The 22,501-nt window shown below is 33.0% G+C and carries 24 protein-coding genes and 1 pseudogene; 10 read left to right on the top strand and 15 right to left on the bottom strand.

Features of this window, described 5'->3' with window-relative positions; all coding sequences use genetic code 11:
- The first annotated feature begins 245 nt into the window (after positions 1-245).
- Together VK90_RS30160 and VK90_RS08075 are read left to right on the top strand one after the other, a co-directional pair.
- On the top strand, positions 246-419 hold the full coding sequence (locus VK90_RS30160) for a hypothetical protein (protein WP_186320989.1): 174 nt from the start codon (positions 246-248) through the stop codon (positions 417-419).
- Between the two features lie 126 nt (positions 420-545).
- Positions 546-1,853, top strand: a complete 1,308-nt coding sequence (locus VK90_RS08075; protein ID WP_048371837.1) for an N-acetylglucosamine-6-phosphate deacetylase — start codon at positions 546-548, stop codon at positions 1,851-1,853.
- A gap of 55 nt (positions 1,854-1,908) precedes the next feature.
- Here VK90_RS08075 and VK90_RS28300 read toward each other — a convergent pair.
- From VK90_RS28300 to VK90_RS08050, 4 genes and pseudogenes are all read right to left on the bottom strand, one after another.
- A pseudogene (locus tag VK90_RS28300) lies at positions 1,909-2,951 on the bottom strand (IS3 family transposase).
- 72 nt (positions 2,952-3,023) lie between these two features.
- A complete protein-coding gene (locus tag VK90_RS08060; RefSeq protein WP_048371835.1) occupies positions 3,024-3,998 on the bottom strand; it encodes a LacI family DNA-binding transcriptional regulator in 975 nt (324 codons plus the stop codon).
- Positions 3,999-4,234: 236 nt separating this feature from the next.
- Positions 4,235-4,882, bottom strand: coding sequence for a YczE/YyaS/YitT family protein (locus tag VK90_RS08055; protein ID WP_048371833.1), 648 nt, complete (start codon positions 4,880-4,882; stop codon positions 4,235-4,237).
- Positions 4,879-5,772 carry a Cof-type HAD-IIB family hydrolase gene (locus tag VK90_RS08050; RefSeq protein WP_048371831.1) on the bottom strand — a complete coding sequence of 298 codons (894 nt, stop codon included), beginning with the start codon at positions 5,770-5,772 and terminating at the stop codon, positions 4,879-4,881. The genes VK90_RS08055 and VK90_RS08050 overlap by 4 nt, the downstream gene beginning before the upstream one ends.
- A 744-nt stretch (positions 5,773-6,516) precedes the next feature.
- Between VK90_RS08050 and VK90_RS08045 the strand changes: the two genes are divergently transcribed.
- On the top strand, positions 6,517-6,990 hold the full coding sequence (locus VK90_RS08045; RefSeq protein WP_002188105.1) for a helix-turn-helix transcriptional regulator: 474 nt from the start codon (positions 6,517-6,519) through the stop codon (positions 6,988-6,990).
- 38 nt (positions 6,991-7,028) lie between these two features.
- Positions 7,029-7,409, top strand: coding sequence for an ammonia permease (locus VK90_RS08040; protein ID WP_048371829.1), 381 nt, complete (start codon positions 7,029-7,031; stop codon positions 7,407-7,409).
- A gap of 145 nt (positions 7,410-7,554) precedes the next feature.
- Here VK90_RS08040 and VK90_RS08035 read toward each other — a convergent pair whose 3' ends face one another.
- On the bottom strand, positions 7,555-7,860 hold the full coding sequence (locus VK90_RS08035; protein WP_048371828.1) for a hypothetical protein: 306 nt from the start codon (positions 7,858-7,860) through the stop codon (positions 7,555-7,557).
- A gap of 224 nt (positions 7,861-8,084) precedes the next feature.
- On the opposite strand from VK90_RS08035, the gene VK90_RS08030 reads away from it, so the two are divergent.
- Both VK90_RS08030 and VK90_RS08025 read left to right on the top strand, forming a co-directional pair.
- Positions 8,085-8,291 carry a helix-turn-helix transcriptional regulator gene (locus VK90_RS08030; RefSeq protein WP_048371825.1) on the top strand — a complete coding sequence of 69 codons (207 nt, stop codon included), beginning with the start codon at positions 8,085-8,087 and terminating at the stop codon, positions 8,289-8,291.
- A complete protein-coding gene (locus VK90_RS08025) occupies positions 8,288-8,719 on the top strand; it encodes a hypothetical protein (protein WP_048371823.1) in 432 nt (143 codons plus the stop codon). The genes VK90_RS08030 and VK90_RS08025 overlap by 4 nt, the downstream gene beginning before the upstream one ends.
- A gap of 734 nt (positions 8,720-9,453) precedes the next feature.
- On the opposite strand, the gene VK90_RS08015 is transcribed toward VK90_RS08025, so the two are convergent.
- Together VK90_RS08015 and VK90_RS08010 are read right to left on the bottom strand one after the other, a co-directional pair.
- Positions 9,454-10,083: a LysE family translocator gene (locus VK90_RS08015; RefSeq protein ID WP_048371821.1), complete on the bottom strand. Its 630-nt coding sequence runs from the start codon at positions 10,081-10,083 to the stop codon at positions 9,454-9,456.
- Positions 10,084-10,480: 397 nt separating this feature from the next.
- On the bottom strand, positions 10,481-11,338 hold the full coding sequence (locus tag VK90_RS08010) for a LysR family transcriptional regulator (protein WP_048371818.1): 858 nt from the start codon (positions 11,336-11,338) through the stop codon (positions 10,481-10,483).
- A 237-nt stretch (positions 11,339-11,575) separates the two neighbouring features.
- On the opposite strand from VK90_RS08010, the gene VK90_RS08005 reads away from it, so the two are divergent.
- Positions 11,576-12,736, top strand: a complete 1,161-nt coding sequence (locus VK90_RS08005) for an MFS transporter (protein WP_048371816.1) — start codon at positions 11,576-11,578, stop codon at positions 12,734-12,736.
- A 406-nt stretch (positions 12,737-13,142) separates the two neighbouring features.
- Here the strand turns inward: VK90_RS08005 and VK90_RS08000 are convergent, their stop codons facing one another.
- The 8 genes from VK90_RS08000 to VK90_RS07960 form a co-directional block, all read right to left on the bottom strand.
- A complete protein-coding gene (locus VK90_RS08000; RefSeq protein WP_048371815.1) occupies positions 13,143-14,573 on the bottom strand; it encodes an IS4 family transposase in 1,431 nt (476 codons plus the stop codon).
- Positions 14,574-14,721: 148 nt separating this feature from the next.
- Positions 14,722-15,135 carry a YjdF family protein gene (locus tag VK90_RS07995; protein ID WP_048371813.1) on the bottom strand — a complete coding sequence of 138 codons (414 nt, stop codon included), beginning with the start codon at positions 15,133-15,135 and terminating at the stop codon, positions 14,722-14,724.
- 420 nt (positions 15,136-15,555) lie between these two features.
- Positions 15,556-15,948, bottom strand: coding sequence for a DUF3021 domain-containing protein (locus tag VK90_RS07990; protein WP_053081379.1), 393 nt, complete (start codon positions 15,946-15,948; stop codon positions 15,556-15,558).
- A gap of 23 nt (positions 15,949-15,971) precedes the next feature.
- Positions 15,972-16,490, bottom strand: coding sequence for a DUF6622 family protein (locus VK90_RS07985; protein WP_048371811.1), 519 nt, complete (start codon positions 16,488-16,490; stop codon positions 15,972-15,974).
- A 94-nt stretch (positions 16,491-16,584) separates the two neighbouring features.
- A complete protein-coding gene (locus tag VK90_RS07980) occupies positions 16,585-17,037 on the bottom strand; it encodes a LytTR family DNA-binding domain-containing protein (protein WP_048371810.1) in 453 nt (150 codons plus the stop codon).
- A gap of 212 nt (positions 17,038-17,249) precedes the next feature.
- Positions 17,250-17,447 carry a hypothetical protein gene (locus VK90_RS07975; protein WP_048371808.1) on the bottom strand — a complete coding sequence of 66 codons (198 nt, stop codon included), beginning with the start codon at positions 17,445-17,447 and terminating at the stop codon, positions 17,250-17,252.
- A 762-nt stretch (positions 17,448-18,209) separates the two neighbouring features.
- A complete protein-coding gene (locus VK90_RS07965; RefSeq protein WP_048371805.1) occupies positions 18,210-19,640 on the bottom strand; it encodes an IS4 family transposase in 1,431 nt (476 codons plus the stop codon).
- Positions 19,641-19,745: 105 nt separating this feature from the next.
- Positions 19,746-20,084 (bottom strand): MerR family transcriptional regulator, encoded by a 339-nt coding sequence (locus VK90_RS07960; RefSeq protein WP_048371803.1) that lies wholly within the window; start codon positions 20,082-20,084, stop codon positions 19,746-19,748.
- Between the two features lie 148 nt (positions 20,085-20,232).
- On the opposite strand from VK90_RS07960, the gene VK90_RS07955 reads away from it, so the two are divergent.
- The 3 genes from VK90_RS07955 (at position 20,233) to VK90_RS07945 (ending at position 22,391) form a co-directional block, all read left to right on the top strand.
- On the top strand, positions 20,233-20,562 hold the full coding sequence (locus VK90_RS07955; RefSeq protein WP_053081377.1) for a carboxymuconolactone decarboxylase family protein: 330 nt from the start codon (positions 20,233-20,235) through the stop codon (positions 20,560-20,562).
- On the top strand, positions 20,555-21,742 hold the full coding sequence (locus tag VK90_RS07950) for an MFS transporter (protein WP_231595844.1): 1,188 nt from the start codon (positions 20,555-20,557) through the stop codon (positions 21,740-21,742). The genes VK90_RS07955 and VK90_RS07950 overlap by 8 nt, the downstream gene beginning before the upstream one ends.
- Before the next feature lie 94 nt (positions 21,743-21,836).
- Positions 21,837-22,391 (top strand): hypothetical protein, encoded by a 555-nt coding sequence (locus VK90_RS07945; RefSeq protein ID WP_048371802.1) that lies wholly within the window; start codon positions 21,837-21,839, stop codon positions 22,389-22,391.
- The last annotated feature ends 110 nt before the right edge of the window (positions 22,392-22,501 follow it).

The following is a 22,501-nucleotide window of genomic DNA, read 5'->3' as shown; positions in this document are numbered from 1 at the left end:
AAGTTTTTGCATAATAAAAAGTATATGAATGGTTCTAAGTAAAAAAAACTTCTCATCCCTCGAATCGTTTCCGTACCCCTAATTATGCAAAAATATTTTTTATTACTATTGACATGAAACCACTCCCATAAAATAAACTCAAGAAGAACAATAGTTGGCGTAACACGAATAGAGATTTATAGACATAGTGGCGTTACGACTAGTGTTTTTAACTGATAGATATTTAAAAGGAGGGTATTTAGGATATGAGTGAACTACAAATATTTGAATGGTTAAAAAAACATAATGCTCCTTTTGCTTTGAAATTAAAAGTAATGGAACTTTTCCAAGTCAATACATTGCTTGTAGAGATGGATAAAGAATTAATGGATAAAGAAAGAAAAATAATGATTCTGCGTAAATATATTATAGATAGTTAGCTAAATGTGACCTTAAATCGATAAAAGATAATAATAAAGATGTTGACATGGTACGCGTTCCATGTTTTAGGATGATGATATGTCTTCGATGACAACTAAGATAATATTTCCCAGGAGGAATCTTCTATGCAGTTTAGCACATCATTTACTAGTCCATCCTATCTTGAAACAAGCGGGGTTATGAAGCTTGCGAATATTTCCTATAATAACAATGAGTGGATGCACTTTGAAATAGGTGACGAAGGGATTTTCAAGAAATCTGGTGCTTATTTAGTTCCATCCATTCCAGTAGAATTTCACTGCCATGGAATCGGTGATTATGATTTTAGTAATTTAGATGAATTAGATATTGAGAAAGTCAATACACTAGCCGAATATGAAGGCATTTTCTGTGTACCTTCTATCTTTCTTCCACATAACCAATTAGATCAATTTGTAGCTTTTATGAAAGATTTTCATATACAAAAGAAAAAGGGACTCTATCATAATATTTTAGGTATATCATTAGAGGGACCATTATTAGCCAGTTTTGCAGGTACACCAGAAAGAGGAAACTGGGCACCAACTAAAAAAGAATGGGAAAAGATTGCATCTTGTGGAGAATATGGTCTTATTTATACTGTACTTTCTCCAGATGCTATGACTGAAAACTCCTATCTAAAGAAGTATATAACTGAGGAGCATCCAAGCTTAGAATGGATTGTGGATACGCTGGTAGAAGCTGGGGTTAAGCCCGCATTAGGTCACTTCCAAAAGGCATATCCAGAAGAAACTTCAAAGCTTATTATGAAGGTTATAGATACGGCGCAAAAACGTAGTAATTATACTGGATCAGATGCTGTATTAACAGACCATTTATTTAATGATATGCCCAATAATTTTAAACACACTTGGAGAACATCTCAGGAAAGAGCACATAGATTAGAAGGATTAAAAAATGCTCGATTAGACCAATGGAATCTAGATAATATAAACACAGTTGTTGGAGAAGTTCCTGGTACTTTAATGAGAGCTGCTACAGAAGGTTTGTTAACAATCTGTATGAATTTTGATAGTGAGCATGTAGACTTAGAAGTTGCACGGCGAGTTGTAGAGCTCGTTGGCTCCAAAAGCATTATTGCCATGACTGATCGTATTGACACAGATTCTATGTGTGGTCAGTCATTACAAAAAATTGAAGGGAATAATTTGTGGTATCAGGAAAAAGGATATGTAGCGGCGGGATCTTACACAATTGATCGACTCATGCATAATATTCGCGCTACTGGTTTTAATGAAAAGGATGTATGGAATATGACCTCATTTGTTCCATTACAAGCTTGTAATTACCTACACACACTAGAAAATCTACCTATGAAACCATTCAGCTTTATAGATGAAACTAAAAAAAGAACACATTTTAAAGCTCCTGTGCCAGAACTAGTTCTAGCTTAAGTATAAAAAGAACACATTTTTGAAGTGACCCCAAAAAGTTAGACACATTATTTCATTAGGCAGCTTCTTGGGCATATGTCCGGTATTGTACCGGGCTCATGTCTTTTAGTTTTGCCTTAATTCTTTTATGATTATAGTAAGCTATGTACTTTGCTAGTTCTTGCTTAAAATGTTCTATATTCTCAAATTCTTTTCGGTATAGAAATTCAGACTTCATGATCCCAAAGAAATTTTCAATCACTGCGTTATCGTAACAGTTTCCTTTACGGGACATGCTTTGTGTAACGTCATGCTCAGTAAGAGAATGATGGTATTGTTTCATTTGATAGTGCCATCCTTGATCGGAATGAATCAGAAGTGTGGCTTTATCTGTTAAGCGTTCAAAAGATTGATTTAACATTTGTGAAACAAGGGAGTAGGCTGGTCTTGAAGCAATTGTATGTGTGATAATTTCACCATTAAATAAATCCAACATTGGTGATAAGTATAGCTTTTCACCCAATAATAATACGTGCTACGTGGGATATCTGCGAATTGAAGTAGTTCCTTTACAGGGAATTTACGCCTTAACTCATAGACTACTTGTGCTTTGTCTTGTTTTGTGATTTTCCCTTGTTCTGAACTAAGGCATTCAACTTTTTTAAATATGCATTTTCCATACGTAAACGATCATTTTCCGCTTGTAGCGCCTCTATTGAACCTACCACTACACTTTTCTCTTTAGTTGTATTTGTTTTTTTCTTTTCCATGGATGGACGCCCCTTTTTATGATTGTAGGGCATCCAATCCTCCTGTTTCATAAGTTACTTTCCATTTCCGAAGTGTTTCGCAAGAAAGAATATTGAAAAGGGCCGCCGTTTCCCTGATATATGTCCCTTGTTTATTCATATAATGAAGTACATCTAGTTTATACTCAGAAGAGTAGGATGTATAGCGCTTTTCAAAAGCTTTTTCACCTGAAAATTCATATCGCTTAATCCATTGATAGAACTCTCTAGAATCAATACCTACAGATTTAGCAATTGTCCCCCCTCCTTCAGTCCCCTCTAAATACCGTCGCACTGCTTGTATTTTTTCTTTTGAAGAAAATTTAGCCATAAAAAAGTTCACCCCAATTGTTAGACTGTGTCTAACAATTGGGGTGAACTTCATTTTGAATGCGGTCTTTTCTTATGTGGACTTTCTTTTAATAAACTCTAGTTCTAATGTATTAATGGTTGGAACATCTTTATTATTAATTAAATTATATAATAAATTTGCCGCTGTCTCACCCAACTCTTTAATGGGTTGATGTATCGTTGTAAGCTCCACTACTTTCGATATTGGCTGATTATCAAATCCTATAACTGCCAAATCTTCAGGTATCCGTATTCCCTGATTCTTAGCTTCGTAGATGATTCCGGCAGCTACATAATCACTTCCTACAACTATAGCCGTAGGACGAGTCGACTGTTCTAGTAGTATTTTTGCTACTTCAATTCCATCCTCAATTGTATACCGCTCATCAAAGTACCAATTATCTCTCCATTTTAATCCGTATTCCTTTTGATAGTGAAAAAATGATTTTTTTCTACTCATTCCCACACCACTTTTAAGATTTCCTATACATAGACCAATGGCCTGATGTCCTTGATCTCTTAAGTGATTAATAGCCATTTGGATTCCGGACTCGTGATTAATAAATACATTTGCAATTTGTTTACTTTCAGAAGCTTCACAGGAAACGATTTTCCCAAAATAAGATACTTCATCGAGTATGTGGCAAGGACTTATACATGAACCTAAAATAAGACCATCAACAAGCTTGTATTTTAATCTGTTGAAAAACTCTAGTTCTTGTGCAGGGTCGTTATTAGACTGGTGCACGAGTAAACTATAACTATGCTTACTACACTCTTCACCTATTCCCTCAATTAAATTACTAAAAAACGGATGGTTAATTTTAGGTACAATTACTCCCAATACATTCGTCTTTCCTTTGGATAAGTTTATAGCATTGAAGTTTGGAACGTAATTTAATTCCTTCATGGCTTGTAAGACAGCATTTCGTTTTTCAGGTTTGACATAAGGATGATGATTGAGGACCCTAGATACTGTTGTTCGAGACACGTTTGCTTTTTTGGATATCTCTGTAATATTAGTCATTACTATTACTCCTTACTAAGGTAGCGTCAGAATTTTTCTTTTTTACAACGTTAAGAAAAAGAACCCTTGTATATCAATGTTTCTTTCTATGTTTCATTAAGGTTTAACCCTAGTGAAACAAAACCAAAATCGCTTAAAATAGACTTTTATCTTATCCCATATGATTTATACCAAAAACTAAAATCTATTTAGCGTTATAAAAATCAGCAAATATTTATTAACTCAATGGCTTATTGTTATAAATCCACATTCTCCTGATTGTACCCCTTACTATAAATAGAGCGTGGCATTCCCATCTTGTGTAATAGTTGATCAAATAGACCTACGATTACCCCAAGACATAGTAGTACAATAATAGTTCCTAATCCAACCGGACCTTGGAGTACAATTGCAAGTACAAAAGCTATAGCTTCCCCAATAGTTTTTGTAATATTAATACCCCAACCTGTACGTGCAGTGATAGCTAACATCAATTCATCATTTGGTACGGAGGGAAGAGATGCCCGTAAGTAAATAGCAATTCCTAAGGCTAGTATACATAGTCCTATAAAAAATAAACTCCACTTAAAAAGTAAAACATCTACTTTTACGGATGAGAGAATCTTCAAGTTTAAAAGGTCAACAAAAGTCCCAATGATAAAGATAGGAATAAAACCTGCTATATTAGGAAGTTTCATTTTTATCAGGCTATTTATAAAAATAAGGATTCCACCAATAATGAAAACCCATGATCCAATTGTAAGTCCGATTCGTTCTGATAATGCAACATTCAAGGCATCCCATGGAGCAATTCCTACATTGGATTTAATCATACAAACAACACCTAGGGATAAAACAAATAATCCAATAATATAAATCAGACATCTTTGAAAGAAATAGTTCATGATTGTATACTCCGAACTGAGTTGTGGTTTTCTTCCTCAGACGTTTGGATATAATGCTCGAAAGCATAAGCTACACCACAATTATAATTTGGTAACGTTCTGAAAGTAGCCACTTTACTAAGTCTTTCATCTGCATTTCCCATGGCTATCCCTATTCCTGCTACTTTAAACATAGGCATATCGTTTAGATTGTCACCAATCGCTATTGCATTTGCTACAGTTGTTCTGTAATATTCGCAAAGTTTATGTAGTGCTACTCCTTTATCTATCCCTGTACTCATAATCTCTAGGTTGAATGATCCAGAACTAGATACGACACACCCGTCCATTTGACTAAAATATTCTTTTGCTTGCTTTAGCTTACCTCTGTTTGGAGAAACAATCATAAATTTGATGACCAAACGGTAATCTATAGGGTCAATTATACCAGAAACTTCTTCTAAACCATATTGATAGATTTGAGCTTTAATAGTTTCCCAAAACATATCTTTATTAAAATGGGAATCTTGAATTACTACATCATATAGCTGCTTTTCTAATTGATGAATTCCCTGATTTGATACGACAATCTTGTCAGATAAATACACTTGATAATAGATATTTTCTTTGTTTAGCCATTGTATGATAGGTCGAGTTATATCTGAACCCATAAAATGTTCATATATTTTTTGGTTATCTACATAGATTTGAGCTCCGTTTGATGCAATGATTGGGCAATTTAAATTATATTTATTAATGATATGTTTTGCATCAAATAAAGCCCTTCCTGTCGCGATTGTTACAATATGATTTTGCTTTTGTCCTTTCTGTAAGGCGTTTACATCTTTTTCTTGGATAGATAAGTTCTCAGATAACAGAGTACCATCTAAGTCAATTGCGATGATCTTCATGTTGCTTCCCTCATTTCTTGATTTGAAAAATTCATAGTCAGTATAAAGTATGGTACGCGTTTCAGAGCAAATGGATTATGTTCTTTCAAGATGAGGACTTTTGAGGGTTCTGGTGCAAAAACTTCAGGGAAATTGCAGATAATCTCTAAACCTTGGACATACTGATACTATTACTCTAAAAAAGGTGTGTGATTGGTTTAAAAAAGGAAAATTTGTTCAAATGGAAGCACTATCAACCCGTGGTTATAGTGTTTGCTCCGATTCAAATATGAGATAGTTTGTTTTAACTTTTTTACATTATCTAAAAAAGAACTTGTAGGGATTCCTACAAGTTCTTTTTGTATTACTAATTAAGATACTTTATATTTTCAATCCAAGATTTCTAAATAAGTTACATAACAAATCAAACATTATTTTAAAGATATAACTATATTTTAACCCCACCCTAAATTTAGGGCGGGGTTGTCTACACAATACAAAACATCCCAATAAAGTTTAATTTAATTGCTCCGCTATAAATTCATTAAAAGGTTTTAACTTAAGGGGTTCCTTCACATCGCTATCAACTTAAGAATTTTCTAGCACCCCAAAACGAGTTAACTTCTCATGGATAACTGTGGAATGACCATTTTTATGGCTTATTCAATTATTTCTTACAAGATTTAGGGGGACGAGTTGAAAACGGATTGATTTTAGTGTAAAATTACACTAAATAAAACATTTGTTACTTTTGGAGGAAAGAAAGTGAATAAGGAGCTTACAATTGAACTCATTTCAACGAAAATAAAGTTAATACGTACTGAAAAAGGATATACACAGGATAAAATGGCTGAAGTTCTCGGCATTTCAAAAAAAACGCTTGTTCAAATTGAGAAAGGGAGAACGAATGCAGGTTGGACCAACACCGTTGCTATTTGTGCATTGTTTAGGGATAGTGAGGTTTTACAGTCTTCTCTTGGGGATGATCCATTAGTAGTAATCGAAACAATGGCCCACAATAGAACTAGCAACTTCAAAGAAAAAACATTGGGAGGAAAAGTCTGGTGGAAACAGATTCAAGAAAAAGGGAACTTTCGTTTACAACAAAATCTGATTAGTCAGCATTATCGTATTTTAGACAAACATGATTACCGTTGGTTTAATTCGTTTGATCAAGAAGAAGCACTAGATCAACTTAATAAATTAGCAACAGATTCAGAAAATCAAATAACCCCTTAAAACTACAATGAACGAAAATAAATAGGAGGAAATTACATATGATCATCTTGAGTCTTCTTTGGATTCTCTATGTACCTTATCTTGTATTATGCGGTTTTATCGGTGGGATTTATCTAATTATTACTGGTGTTAAATATCGCAAATTACTAGCCAGTGTACTGGGATTACTCAGCGTTTCCTTTGTCGTACTGCCTTATGTTTTTTGGGGTATGGGGGTTGATGGAGATAAATATCTTCCCATTCCAACCGAACTATACTGGATTCTATTTTCTTTAACTGGGCTACTAGCAGCATTCATTGGATTATGGTCAAAAATTAAAGGCATACGCAATATGGGATTTATTATTTTTACTAGTGGAATAGTAGGCGACCTTTTCTATTATTTAATGTCTGTACCTGATTCAATGTATATCAGATAGTTTTTACTAAACTCAACGCATCTACTACTATATGGTGACTTAATCCAATAGGATAACGCAACAAAGGTAGAGGATAAATCTCTGTCTTTCTTTATGAATCAGTAAATAAAAAGGAGATGCTATAGCACTTATAGCATCTCCTTTTTTACATGAACCATTTACCTATCAGATGGGTTGCACATAACCGTTGTATTTCATCAAGTACATAGAAGGTAGCATATCGATAGCTATCTGTAATTTCTACATTCTCTGACCAGTTTCCATCATGATACTTATGCTTCAATGTATCGGCTTTGTCTCCAATCTTAACAATATTCATCGTCCCGCACACATATATAACCTCTTTATCTAACGATTCATAACAAGAATAGACTGGTACACCAATTCGATACAAGAATTCTAATAGGATATCTTCTACGGTATCATAATCATGTAGCCTTATACTTTTCATTGTTTCACCCCTAGTTGTCTTGCATCTTCCCAAATCGAAATTTACACTGCATCACACCAGCATGTTTAAGGGGAATGCAAGCAAGTAAGTTTACAAGGAAAACAAACGAAGATGGAGAGTAGCGCCATTCAAGTATACCTTAAAGCATAAAACAGCATCAATATGAAGTAATATATACTTTACAATACGTAATATATAAGTTACATTTATATAGGAGGTTACTTATGAAAAATCACGTCAAACTTGCAAGAGTAAAAGCCGATTTGACCCAACAGCAATTAGCTGAGGCAGTTGGTATTACAAGACAAACTGTTAGCCTTATTGAAAAAGGGAAATATAACCCCTCATTAAAGTTATGTTTACAAATTTGTTATGCGACAGACGCAACATTAGACGAAATATTTTGGATAGAACAGGAGAATTATGAATGAAGAAAATTACAGATGAAAGACTTGTACTAAGGAACTTACAAAATATCCGTATTCTATTCTTTGTACAAACAATAGGTATACTTTGCATTCTTGGATATGATTTGATCCATGGGGGCTTTGAACACATGCGAGACAATCCGCTATGGATGCTATTTATTATCACTTCGGTCGTGTCAGGGTATCTATCCATGAGCATTAATGTGCAGCATGAACATATGAAAAAGAATCCTAAAAAATCACTCCTTACAAGTTTGCTCGTATTAGTAGTGATTGTACTTGGTTTATCTTACCTTACATCGATTAGTCCAGAATCTAGTACAAGAGATGGGATACTGCTAGGTATTATCGTGTTCATTTGCGGACTCATTCCTATTTTATATGTCTATCAATTACGAATGAAACAACTTGCTGATTTAGAAGAGGAATAATACATAAACATATTCTATACTTAGTAATGCCAAACCACTTAGACAATTGTCTAAGTGGTTTTTATATAGAACCTGTTTAAAATGACTTAAGATGTGCTTACTTGAGTTCATTAGGTAGTTAGAGGTTGATAGACTATCTTTAACGAAAAAAGTTGATCAGTTCTTATTCATTATACATCTAAATATTCAAATGTAATTATGGAATATTGTATCATTTATTCTTATCTTCATACTAGTGGTACAGCCAACGCACTAAAATAAAACCCACGCTAAGGAGTATTTGTACCGTAACAATACTGTACGTTTTTGTTACAATGCTTTGTTTAAAGCTTATTACTAAGCGATTTGTTGATTTTGGCGTAACAAATTTAATCTGTATCAAAACTTTTTGACATCCTTTTTGTTACAAAGAAATTGAAGATGTTTATTACCTTTTTATAGCATGGAAAACCCTTAGCGTACGAAAATTAAGGATTTAACTTCCAAAAAATGTATTAACGTGGGTTTTATGTCATTTGGTTGGCGGGACCCCTACTAGTTCGTTGTACAAAACCAACATCTCTAGCAAGATCTCGTAAGATATTTGGAGATAAACAGCTTTGAATCTCTTGAGCAAATAGTTGTAATTCATCGGATACAGAAATAGACATACAAAAACGCCATCCTTTCCTATGATTCTACAGAAAGAATAGCGTATTTTTTCATTTTAGGGGGCATTTTTATGTTATTCAGGTTTATTGAGGAGCTTTCGTTTGAAGCAACTTTAACCCCATACCAATAAAAATCAGTCCTGTTATCTTATTTAGAATCATTCCTACCTTTTGGTTTCCTCTTAATTTTTTTGTAACATATGAAGAGAAATAAGCAACAAATAAACACCATAATAGTCCAGTTACTGTAAAAGTAAGTCCTAAAATGATAAAAGGCATAGGACCTGAAGCCTTTGTATCTATAAATTGCGGAAGAAACGCAATAAAGAATAAAGAGACTTTTGGATTCGTCAGACTTGTTAAAAGTCCTTGTAAATATATCTTTCTAATGTTCAATTTATTGGATGAGGCTTGGAAAGCTACATTTGTCTTATCAAGTATCATTTTAATCCCTAAATATACAAGATAGATAACACCTATAACCTTAATGGTGTTAAATAGTACAATGGATTTTGTAAGTATAATAGATAAACCAAAAGCAACCAATAACGTATGAACTAAAGAACCAGTAATAATACCAAAAACAGAATACACACCTGCTTTTCTACCTTGTGAAATACTTCTCCCCACAATATACATGGTGTCTGCGCCAGGAATTAAATTTAATAAAATCCCTGTTAGTAAAAACACTTCATAATTAATAATACCGTACATTCTAGCACCTCTATCTATTTTTTTGGTGCCCTTATTGATATTAAATTAAATAGACGAAAAAGGAAAGTATTTTCTATTTATTCAATAAAATCAGTGGATTTTTGATTTACAACCAATAAAGCTGATTATGCGAATTGAAAATTCTTTCAGTACTTCTGAAGGGGCTTTTACATGTTTTGCAAGACTTTTTATGGTAGCTGTTGCTTTTAAATAAAGTCACGGTGTTTTAAAAAAAGACGCGATGTTTATAAAAAAGTTGCGATGTTTTGCCCCTTTGGATCTGTTTATCTAAAGGGGTGTTTTTATAATGAAAAGGAAAAGAACATCTTTTTGTTTTTAACAATTATTGGCTTGAATGATTGAACAAATAATAACTTATAAATTTCTTATGAAAAGATTAATCAATTCCAGATAAAAATTGATATAATTTTGATCCAAGTTTATTATTCCGAGTGACCAATGAAACAGTTCTTTTTCTTCCGAAATTATCAATTGGTAAAGCAAAAAGTTCGAGATGACCGATATTTTTAGCCATTAACTCTGGTACTATGGTTATCCCCATTCCAGCAGTTACGGCTCCAAAGATAAAATCACCAAAGGCTACCTCGCTTATTATGTTAGGCTTGTAACCGAGCGATGACATTTGTTCAATAATATGCTTCCTTGTATCACAAGGAGCCTGATGAGCAATAAGTGGTTCTTCGCACAGTTCGGCAAGCTCAACCGTTTTTTTCGATTTAAATCGATGATCTAAAGGAAACACCGCATAGTAAGGCTCCGTAAACAACTCGCAACTCCACAACGATTCTCCAATATTTAAAGCCTCAACAAAGATCGCATCAAGTCTTCCTTCCTGTAAAGACTGTAGTAGTTCGCTAGAAGTATTTTGAATCATTAATGTCAAGGGTCTACCCAATAGCCGAAGTCCCTTAATCCTAGAGGGTAAATAGTAAGTGGCTAAACTAGGAAGACTGCCTATAGCTATAGGATTAGTACGGCAAAATTGTTGTAATTCTTGACGAATTGCGGTTAATTCAGAGATAACAGGCGTAATTCGATTATAGAAACGTTCACCAGCTTCCGTCAATTCAATACCAGTTGATGTTCTGTGAAATAACTCAATATCAAGATTATTTTCCAAATTCCGAATATGTTTGCTCAATGCTGGTTGGGAAAGATTATTTGCTTTTGCAGCCTTAGAAAAGCTTTTTTGTTTAGCTGCTTCAGCAAAGCTGTGCAACCACTCAATATTCATTATATTCCTCCAAACCTTATAACAATTTGTTATACCCTTATAAAATAATCATTCTTCCATATTCCTTGTTTTTTGGTAACCTATTAGATATGGAAGATGTTTTGATTATAACATAATGTTATAGGCTATCGTTTAATGTGGTTTGTTTTTCTACTGGAATGAACAAAAGAAAAACCGATAACTGAACATTGAATTAATCGACAGAATGTTCAACACCTAGTTAGGGAGGATTAATTTATGAAAAAAGTTTTATTACTATCATTGGGTATGTTTGCCTTGGGTTTTGATGCTTATATAATTGCAGGGCTTATCCCAGGGATTAGTGAGACATATCATAAAGATGTGTCACAAGTAGGACAAGCCGTTAGCATATTTACTTTGTTTTATGCTATATCAGCGCCCTTATTTTCTTCTCTACTTGCCGGAAAACCAATCAAAAAAGTATTATTATGTTCAATGCTAGTCTTTACTATTGCTAATGGTATTACAGCTCTTGCTCCAACATTTTCTATTCTCCTATTATCTAGAGCAATTGCTGGAGTAGGAGCTGGTTTATTCTCACCATTAGCTGTAGCAGCTTCTGCACAGCTTGTTTCAAGTGAAAAGAAAGGGAGAGCTCTAGGGCTGACTATAGGTGGAATGAGCATAGGAACAGTTTTGGGTGTCCCTTTAGGTATATATATATCCGACTTGTTTGATTGGAAATCAACAATTTGGCTATTAGTTATCATTGGTGTAATTGCTGTTTTAGGTATGCTTAGATTTCTCCCGAATTTTCCAACTACACCTCCTCCTGCACTAAACGAACGATTAAAGATGTTTCTAGATAAAAGGGTAACCATAACTGTATTTATAACATTTTTTGCTAGCATTGCTAGCTTAGGCCTATACACATACCTATCACCACTATTAGAAGAAATTGCAGTTTCTAGTAATTTAACGATGTATCTTTGGGCATGGGGATTTGGAGGTTTGTTTGGCAGTGTGATGATTGGTTATCTGATCGACTATTTTAAAAAGCCAAAAACTTTGGTTACAATAATTTTAATAACTTTAACACTATCTATTATATGTATACCACTAATGATTAACTTACCAATATTAAAGTATCTACCGTTCTTTGTCTGGGGAGCAATGGGGTGGGCATGTCAAGCACCACAACAGCATATATTACTATCATACCAGCCGAATAATGGAAGTTCAGCGGTGGCATTAAACAGTTCTGTCAATTATTTAGGGAGTGCAATAGGTGCTACCTTAGGTGGGGTTGTATTGTCTTTAGAGATGGGAGCTATTACACTGATTTATTTTGCAGTTCTTTCTATGGTGTTCTCCCTTTGTTTACAATTTTATAGCATGAAAAACAGATTTAAGGTGACAGAGGTTAGTAAATGCTGATTGAGAAAATGATCAAACTTTTTTATAAAAATTAAATAATTTATTTCAAATGTGGAATCTATTTTGATCAAACTTTTTTCAAAATAGATTCTTTTTATTTGCTGTAAAATGAGGGTTTACAAAGTGTTTTTGATTAAACTTTATTCTAAACCAACACTTTGCATGGTTTTATACATTGTGGAGACTTTAGGGTTTTTCAGGTTTACGGATGTTCTGTATTGGTACAAAATTTTGTATGAAATCTTGTATGCTCTTAGCGTGGTTTTTTTCCAAAATGCTGGCGGTACCCCATGCCCATCAAGCTAACCAAGTAAATTACTAGTTACGAAATGATCCGTGTTTCAAAACTAGCAATTGATATAAAAGTAGGCATGCTAAAGAAGCCTATTAAAACGCGATTTTTTCGCTAGGCAGCTTGTCTATGCTTCACTGTCGTTTTATACACAATCCCTAGAATATCAAAGACGGTCATCTTCTTATGCCTATGACATTTACGACCGTTCTTTTTGAGTAGTTGATAAAGGCGATGCAGAATTTTTAAAAGTTCTTCTGTGCCAAAAGCTATCGCTTGAAACAGTAACGGAAAGTAATCTTTAATTATATAAATCGCTTTGTATTCACTTAGTTCCTGCTTTTTCTTTTCAAGCAGAAACTGACGCATTTGAAACATCGTAGAAGAACAGAGGAGAATGCTGATGAGTTGTCCATATAAATGGCACTCTAGGCGTTCTTTTTTTATATTTTTGCATTCATCAATTTCAAAGAATGACTTCCACGTTTTAAATAAAATTTCAATCTGCCAACGCAGTGAATATAATGAATGCACGTAGTTTGTCGGTACTTCTTCTAGCGACGTATTCGTGATATACACATTCATGCCCATTAAACGTTTACTTTTATCCTTCATGACAATGCCTTTCTTCTTTTCACGTATCGCTTGATTTTTCAGACGTGTTTGCGTTTGATCATCACTTAAACGATGGATAATGACACGTGCTGGAAGTTTCTGATTTTGGCCAATGTATGCCTCGTGGATTTCCATCGTTTCACCAGGGATTAGGCCAGACAGCATTTGTGTCATATCGAGCTGGATGTATTCTGTTTGCTTTTTTAACATACCGTTGTTGAAGTATTCTGGCTCAGGGTTCTTGATATAAATCCGTGTATTCAGCTTCAACCGCGAGATGTAGTAAGCTCCTTTATCATGAATCGTTTGTAAGTCTCCTAAATCGAAGTAACCAAGATCACGTAAACACAAATCGCCCACCTCTACGGTTTCAAGACAGTTGGTACCGTATGTTTTATCATTATTCTTTCCTGGTCCAAGCTGCACGTTAAGGAATTGACCACTAAGCAAATCATATTCCAATTGAATTTTTACGCCTGCCGTATTACTACTCCCACCGGAACCTTGATAGTCTGTAGCGAATTGATCAGGCAGTTGAAACACTGTTGCATCTAGAATGCGGATACGATTGAAAGTAGAGATTATATGTGTAGAAAGTGAGTGATTTGAGCAGAGTTTTTGTGTGAGAAGAGAAGTAAAGACTTCTCGAAGAAATGCGACAGCTGCTGGATTAAAGCGTTGATTCAGTCCTTCTGGACTCATGAGTGTAGCTGTATTTGCATAAAGCTGACTACATAATCGAGTGAGAGAATCACTTGCTATGTGTTGACTAATCCAAATACATAAAGCGGCCAAATCTCGTGCGCCATACTTACTTTTACGTTTTACGAAACCCGTCTCCTGTGCGAGCTGTTGAAGGATACTTGGAGATAGATATCGCTGTAGTTCTTCAGCGAATAAATGAAACTCATCTTGAATCGATAGAGTCATACAAAACGCCATCCTTTCTGTATTTTTCTACAAAAAGAATAGCTTTTTTTTCGCTTTATAAATACAATTTCTTTTTCAGTAAAAAATGACAAGGTGTAAATAAATCCTCAAGATAAAAGATCACCCGCTAAAATTAGCGGATGATCTTTTATCTTCCTCGGTGTTTTGCTTTCCGTTTTTGGATTTTCATTTGTCGTTTTTTTTCTTGTAATTCCTCTTTCTTTTGACGCGTAATACATTGTTTCACTTTCTTTTTTTGTTCTAATTCTATTCTCAACACTTCATAGGATTTGTTAGAAACTCCTTGATTTTTCATTTCCTTGGCTGCTAATCTTATCAATCTTTTGGGACTAATAGTCTTATTTTTTCTTTTATCAATAGAGTTTTTAACACCTGATGTACCCTGTAATAGCGGAATCATATCATGAAAAATAAAATCTAGTATTTCACTATCTTTTGGTTCAGAACCAAAAGTATGTTTACATACCTTCAATTTGTTGTTTTCATACATTTCTACAATTCCAATCCAAAACTGTCCATCAAAATAAATTGTAAGTTTCATTGAGAATCCCCCTTGTTTAATACATGAGTGATGGACATCCCAGGGGGGAAGGTTACTGACAATAATTATTGCGTCCGGACTACCAACCGAACTGTGTTTTTTCACTCTAAAGTTATTATATTCCAAAATTTTGATTTGTAAACATTTTGATAATATTAATTAAGTTAAATTATTTTTTTATATTTATTAAAACATATCAAACTACTAATCCTCTAAGAAAATCTTATAATATGCTGAGAATGAAAAATGACTTTTATATAAATAAAAGTCATTTTTAACGTTTTAGGGTAGTGGATTCTTGTTAGCTTGATGGGTATGGGGTACCGCCAGCATTTCGGAAAAAAACCACGCTAAGCAAAAAATAAAATAAGCTGTCCATATGGACAGCTTATTTACATAATTCACGTTATTGGAAGTCAATTAAATAATACTCTTATTGTTTTTTAGTAATATATTTAATTCTTTAGCATCTTTTTTTGTGTTTAAAAAGGATATAAACCAAGAAAATGCATATATCAAAACTATACTCTCGAAAAAATCAGCAGTTGGAAAGGTTTCTATCCAATGGTTATATATAGATATAACAAAGATAACTAAAATCATTATGAAAAAATGAATTATTAAAGCGAATACATAACTTATTCTTTCAACATCAAAAATGAATGTGAAAATACCTGCACAAGCTGAAATTATAAGAACACTTATAACCTCAGCTTGTGTGATAGATATATTATTGTTTCTCGATAGTAAAACTATCATATATATAAATGATCCAGTCCCTAAACCTGAATAAAGTCGATTTTTTAATTTCAATATAGTCTTTCCCTTCGTATTTTCTATGATTTTAAGATAAGATTATTTAATTTTGATTGTATATAAAATGTATAAAAGATTCCTCCAAAAAATAAACCAACAGATAGTCCGCTTATAGCAGAATAAATTATGTTAAACGAAATATTATCATAAAATGCTGAGGAAATTCCTAAAGTTACATTTAAGAGATATTTTACAAAGAAATTAATCAAGATAATTATTAATGGAAGATAACATTTCTTTCTGAAAATCACTGTCTCTTTTTCGAAAAAAGTTTGATATTTTTGATACAACAAATATCCAATTAAAATACCTAGAAGAATGAAAATAGTATAGCTTATTAAACAATATCCTAAGTGAGAAAATTTAGTAATCATTTTATTCAAACCCCATATCATAAATATCATGGGAACAAGAAACATTTTAGACAAATTAATTGGTCTTTCTTGAGAAATAGCAATACCTCTTTTTATTAAAAAGAATAATAATATCCATACCCATAATGGCGTTCCTATAACTATTTCTTTAATCATGATATACATTGTATTTCCTCCTTTGTTTTTATTAATATTTACATCAAAGGAGATAGAAAGAAATACTTTTAAGCATAAGTGGTAAAAATCAATACATAAGTGGTTATTTAGAATATTGTGTTAGCTTGTTTTTTAAAGAAGAAACGTATTTTCTTGATACAATTAAATTTTCTCCATTTGAAAGTAGTGCTTCTATATTCCCACTCGCCTTAGCGGAGAATTTGTTTAAAAAATGGATATTGACAATTATATTTTTGGAAATTCTAATAAAGTTATCTGGAAGCGTATATTGTAATTTATATAAAGGACTTTTTATCTCAAATATATTTTCTTTTGTATAAATAAACACTTTTCTTTCAAGGTATTCCAAATAATAAATAGTTGAACAAGAGATTTTTTCTTGTTCATTTTTGTGAATAGAATTTACTATTAAATAATCATCAGAACTATTCTCTAGTGTTGATATCATATCTAGAATGAAAGATGTAATTTTGTGCACGTAAAAAGTACAAGATTCTTCTTTAATTTTTTCGATGATGTTAATGTTTACTTTCATTTGCTATCCTATGTTCCTTTCTTCAAAATAGATTCTATTGTTAGTTTGAAAGAAAGTTTAATTAAAGTCAAAAAATTATTTTATATAAAAAATGCGCTAAGCAAAAAATACAAAAAACCGTCCATCAGGACGGCTTTACTTTTTACATAATTCTGGTTATAGGAAGCGAATAATTAATATTAGTAAATCTCTGTTTCATTAAACAATCTACTTTATATATTCCAATAGTCACTATTTATATCACTGTTATATTTATATTCAATCTTTTCTTTTCCACACTTTTCACACTTATAAAAACTAGCTGTGCCGATCTGTCCTGTTTTAAAATTTTCACTATCTTGAGTTTTAATAAAGTTATATTTATGAATACATTTAGGTTCTTTTATCTTATTTATCCATTCACTTAACATAAAGTAATCACTCTCCTTTAAAGAATATTCCTGGTGGATTTCTGCATTTATAAAATTCTACGAAATATTTTCAATCAATGACTACGTTATGCCGTAGCGTACAAAATTCGCGAAATGTTGGCGTTCCCTCTTCTATGCTTAACTTGCATACTTTGCAAATTTCTTATCTATGAAATGAGCAATGATAAAGATAACGGGAATAAACAGTAATTTGAGCAGGGAAATGTGTGTTATACCTGTTTTTTGGATATAAACATTAAGGAAAATTGCTATCAGTACCAGAGTAAACATCCATTCCTTCAGGAATATTCTTCTTATAAAACCCTTTTTCATACATATACCTCCCTTTTCTTAATTGTATCATTTAGATAATTTGCTTATAAGAAAAGTTTTCCTGTATATTTTATACATGTTCGGTTAACATAACGTCCTATTATCGGTAGCAAGGAAAAAGGGGAATCCTTACTCTCATAAGGAATCCTCTTTTTTATTTTCTATAAAGCTATTCATCTTTTTATACATTCCTATTATGGCACGGTTTTAGGTTTCTCGTTTGTTACTGGATTAGCCGAAAACTGTATAAAATCTTGTATACTCTAAGCGTGGTTTTTTTCCGAAATGCCGGCGATACCCCATGCCCATCAAGCTAAGCTCATATAAGTTTAATTTCACGTGAGATTTTTTCTTTTTTCTAAAGATCCAGTGTAAGTTCTTTAAAAATTTGCATACCAAATAAACCCTATCGGGTTTCAATTTTTTGGATTACGCTACATGATTGTGAGACATAGAAAAGTTGTATACGACGCCTAAGATATCAAAGACTGTTTTCTTCTCATACCTATGGGATTTTCGTCCGTTTTTCTGTAAGAGATTGAACAGACGTAACAATATCTTTGTTAATTCTTGGGTGTTTTTTTGTAAAGATTGATAAATAAGTGGAAAATAATCTTTTATGATATAAACCGCTTTATATTCGCTTAATTCTCGTTTCTTCTTGATGAGGAGTAATTGGCGCATTTGAAACATGGTGGAGGAACAAAGAAGGATGCTAATTAGTTGTCCATATAAATGACACTCTAGCCGTTCTAATTTTACAGAATTACAGTGATGGATACGAAAAAATGATTTCCACGTTTTAAAGATAAGTTCAATTTGCCATCGTAAAGAGTAGAAATCGTATACTTGTTCCTTTGGTAGGTATTCCAAAGGAATATTTGTAATGTAAAAGTTAATTGCACTAAGCCGCTTACTGCGTTCTTTATAAGTAATTTGCTTCTTATGTTCTTTAGATGCTAAATCCTTTTGTCTACGTTTCATTTGCGTTTCAGTTAATTTATAGAGAATTAGTCTTGCAGGAAGCTTTTGATACATTCCAATATAAATATCAGGAATTTCATATGTTTCACCTGATTGTAATTGGTCAATGAATTGCTCCATATCTAATTTGATGTACTCGGAGTGCTTTTTTATAGTTCTATTTTGAAAGTATTCAGGCTCTTTATTCTTCTGATATATACGTGTATTGAGCTTTAATCTTGAAATAAAATAAGCATTACACTCTTCTATAGTATGTAAGTCTTTTAAATCGAAGTATCCTAAATCACGTATACATACATCGTTAGGTTGAAGAGACGTTAAACAAGTAGAACCATACGTTTTATCATTGTGCTTTCCTGATCCTACATGAACATGTAGAAACTGACCACTTAGTAAATCATACTCTAGTTGGATTTTCACACCAGCATTTTGACCACTACCACCTGAACCTTGATATGTAGAGGTGAATTTATCCGGAATTTGAAAATGTGTAGAATCCAGCACACGAATACGACGAAAATAGTTTGTATACAAAGTTGAAATCTTGGTAGAAGAGCAAAATTGTTGATGAAGTAAATGTGCTAAGAGTTGTTGTAACAACTGTACAGCTTGAGAATTAAAGCGTTGATTGAGTCCTTCCGGACTCATAGAAATGCCCGTGTTAGCTTCTAATCGACTACATAGTTGTGTCAATGAAGCGTTTGCTATGTTTTCACTTAACCAAACACAAAGAGCTACTAAATCTTGCGCACGATATTTACTTTTTCGTTGGACAAATCCTATCTCTCTAGCTAATTGTTCTAAAGCATCAGGTGACATATATCGTTGTAACTCTTTAGAAAACAATTCTAATTTATCAAAAGTCGATAAGCTCATGCCAAAAACGCCATCCTTTCCTATGATTCTACAGAAAGAATAGCGTATTTTTTCATTTTAAGGAAATTTAGTTTTGTTAGCTTGATAGCGATGTAGTGCTACCCCTTATTCTGCATTATTTGTTTCGGATGTATGATTTGCTAATTTAGAAAATACCTCATTGATGTTGTGCATTCGAGCTTCGACCTTTTTAGCTGCAGCGTCTAATGTGAATCCTTCTTCGATTAGTTCTTGAATCAAAAGGATTTTTTTTATGTTTAAATAATTATATTTACGAGTTGTTCCTTCTGTTTCGTTTTCAGATTTAATGATTCCTTTTTCTTCCCAATACCGAATTTTTCTTGTAGGAACTCCAGTAATATCAGCAACTTCCCCAATACCTACTACAAGTTTTTGAAGTAATCCAAAGTCAAGTAATGGATCCAATTCATGTTTGTTATTCATCTTACTCCTCCAATATATATTGTAACTATTTTACATCAAAAGTAATTAGATTACAAACATTTACGTTAATTATTGACTTGTTTTGTAAATAGGTTACAATTAATGTAGTTTTAGTGCATTTGATTATTTAAAACAAGGGGGAATATAGTTGATTAAAAATCCTGATTTTGAATTATTTAAAAATGAGTTTCCAGAAGTTTACGAGTCTTTTGGTAGTGTGTATCAAAGTGTCAGTTCTAATGCTCTAGATGAAAAAACGAAACAATTGGTTTATCTCGGGGTTTTGACTGCTAATCGATATGCGCCTGCTATTCGTGTACACATTGCGAAAGCTTTAGAGGTAGGTGCAACACCTGAAGAAATTAGAGAAGCAATTATGTTATCTATTCCAGCGGGAGGGATTTGTGATTTTCTTGCCATTTTGCCAGAAATGATGAATGCGCTAAAAAAATGTAAAGGGGAAGAAGTAAGTGAGTAATATAGTCGAGGTGAAAAAGGGATTAATCAAACAAAATTATTCCATAATGACAATGATTTTGTTTTGGTGTGGTTTGGTAGTTGTGTCAAGCTTATATGTTACGATCCCATTAGTATCAATTTTTGCAAGTGAATTTAAAGTAACGATAGCCAAAGCAACTTTAACAAGTAGTGCGTTCTCTTTTTTCTATGCGGTAGGCTTTTTGTTCTTCGGACCATTATCTGATCGGTATGGGAGAAAATTAATTATTTTATTAGGACTCATTGCTTTGACAATTGTTTCTCCATTTTTAGCTTTTTTTCATAATTTATCTAGTTTGATTGTTCTAAGAAGTATACAAGGAGTTGCAGCTGCAACATTCGCACCATCAGCTTTAGCATATGTTGTGGAAGTATTTCCACTTCAGAAAAGGGTAACGACTATTGGTTTTGTTAGTACAGGATTTTTGATGGCTGGGATTGTTGGTCAAGTGTTTAGTAGCTTCATGGCTACAGAATTTGGGTGGCAAAGTGTCTTTTATTTTCTTGCTGGTATGTATCTTACAACAATTATTCTCGTTATTATTTTTCTTCCGAGTAACGGTGTGCAACAAAAAAGTGGAAGTTTGTTAGATGTTTTTAAACAAATAGCAGTCGTGTTACGAAATAAGCAATTACTTATGTGTTATGCGATTACTATCACATTACTACTGACTTTTGTAGGAATGTATACCACTTTGGGAAGCTATTTGAATACTAATTTTTATTTGACCAACCAGCAAATTTTGTCTATACGGTCTGTAGGTATTATTGGGATGCTTTTGTCCCCATTTGCGGGTAAATTAGTGGGGAAATTTGGTGTTAACTATATCCTTCGTAGTGGAATAGTGATGGCTATTTTAGGTCTAGCGGTTCTTGGTGTTTGCACTAATCTTTCTCTTCTCATAATAATGAGCGTTATTTTTGTTGGTGGAATTTCTATCACTGTACCAACACTTATTGTAATGGTGGGACAATTTGGTGGTGAATATCGCGGAGTAGCGGTTTCTCTTTATACCTTTATTTTGTTTATTGGTGCTACTTTAGGACCTATAATTACTATTACCCTCTTAGGGATAGGAAGTTATTTAATAACTTTTGAAACGTTAGCCTTTTTACTAGTAATTAGCTTAGTTATTTCGTTCTCAATTAAGCGTTTATGAAATGATGGAGAATATGTCAGGAAATTTGGAGTTTGGTTTCTGAAATTTCTAGAAATTAAAGTTACTATTTTAAATTATATATGAGGTGGAAAATATGAATACAATTGAACAAAAAGAATATGGGATAGCTTTAGATGCAGTTCGTGAAAAAATAACAATTCCAAAAGGATATGAATTAAAAAAGGTGAAAAGTGTAAAACAAAATAAAGAAGAAGTTTTTGTATTCCGCTTTGAAAAGATTACTGGTAATAATAATGGGCTTGGCGGAGAACATTACTCTTTTACAGTAAGTCGAAAAAATCATAAACTTCTTGGTGTTACATGGATGGATCAGATTTTTTCTATTAAAGGTGAATTACCAACCCAAAAAAGAACAGAAGAAATTGCTCACTTATTTTTAGAGAAAGTTGAGCCTGGATTATTTCATTGTTTGGAAAATCTTTGGATTCGACCACATGATGAATCAGTTATTATAAATGGGAAACAAATGATCATGACTGGTATGAAGTATAAATGTTACCTGACAGACAAAGATAGTTATGCTTGGGTAATTGTTGGCTCTAATGATAAAGTGATAACATTTGAGCAGGGAATTAAATGGGAGAATGGTCGACTAACAGAAAAATGGTTACATGATTCATGGTTTTAGAAAGGTATTATGTACTTAGGGGTATCGCCGCATCGCCATCAAGTTAAGATATCGGTTATTCTCCAAAACGAAAAAAACGCGCTGAATTTATATGAATAACTGTCAAGAGA

This window comes from Bacillus sp. LK2, from assembly GCF_001043575.1.
Taxonomy (GTDB): Bacteria; Bacillota; Bacilli; order Bacillales; family Bacillaceae_G; genus Bacillus_A; species Bacillus_A paramycoides.
Note: the sequence above shows the minus strand (reverse complement) of the source record. Positions and strands in the feature narration are given on the sequence as shown.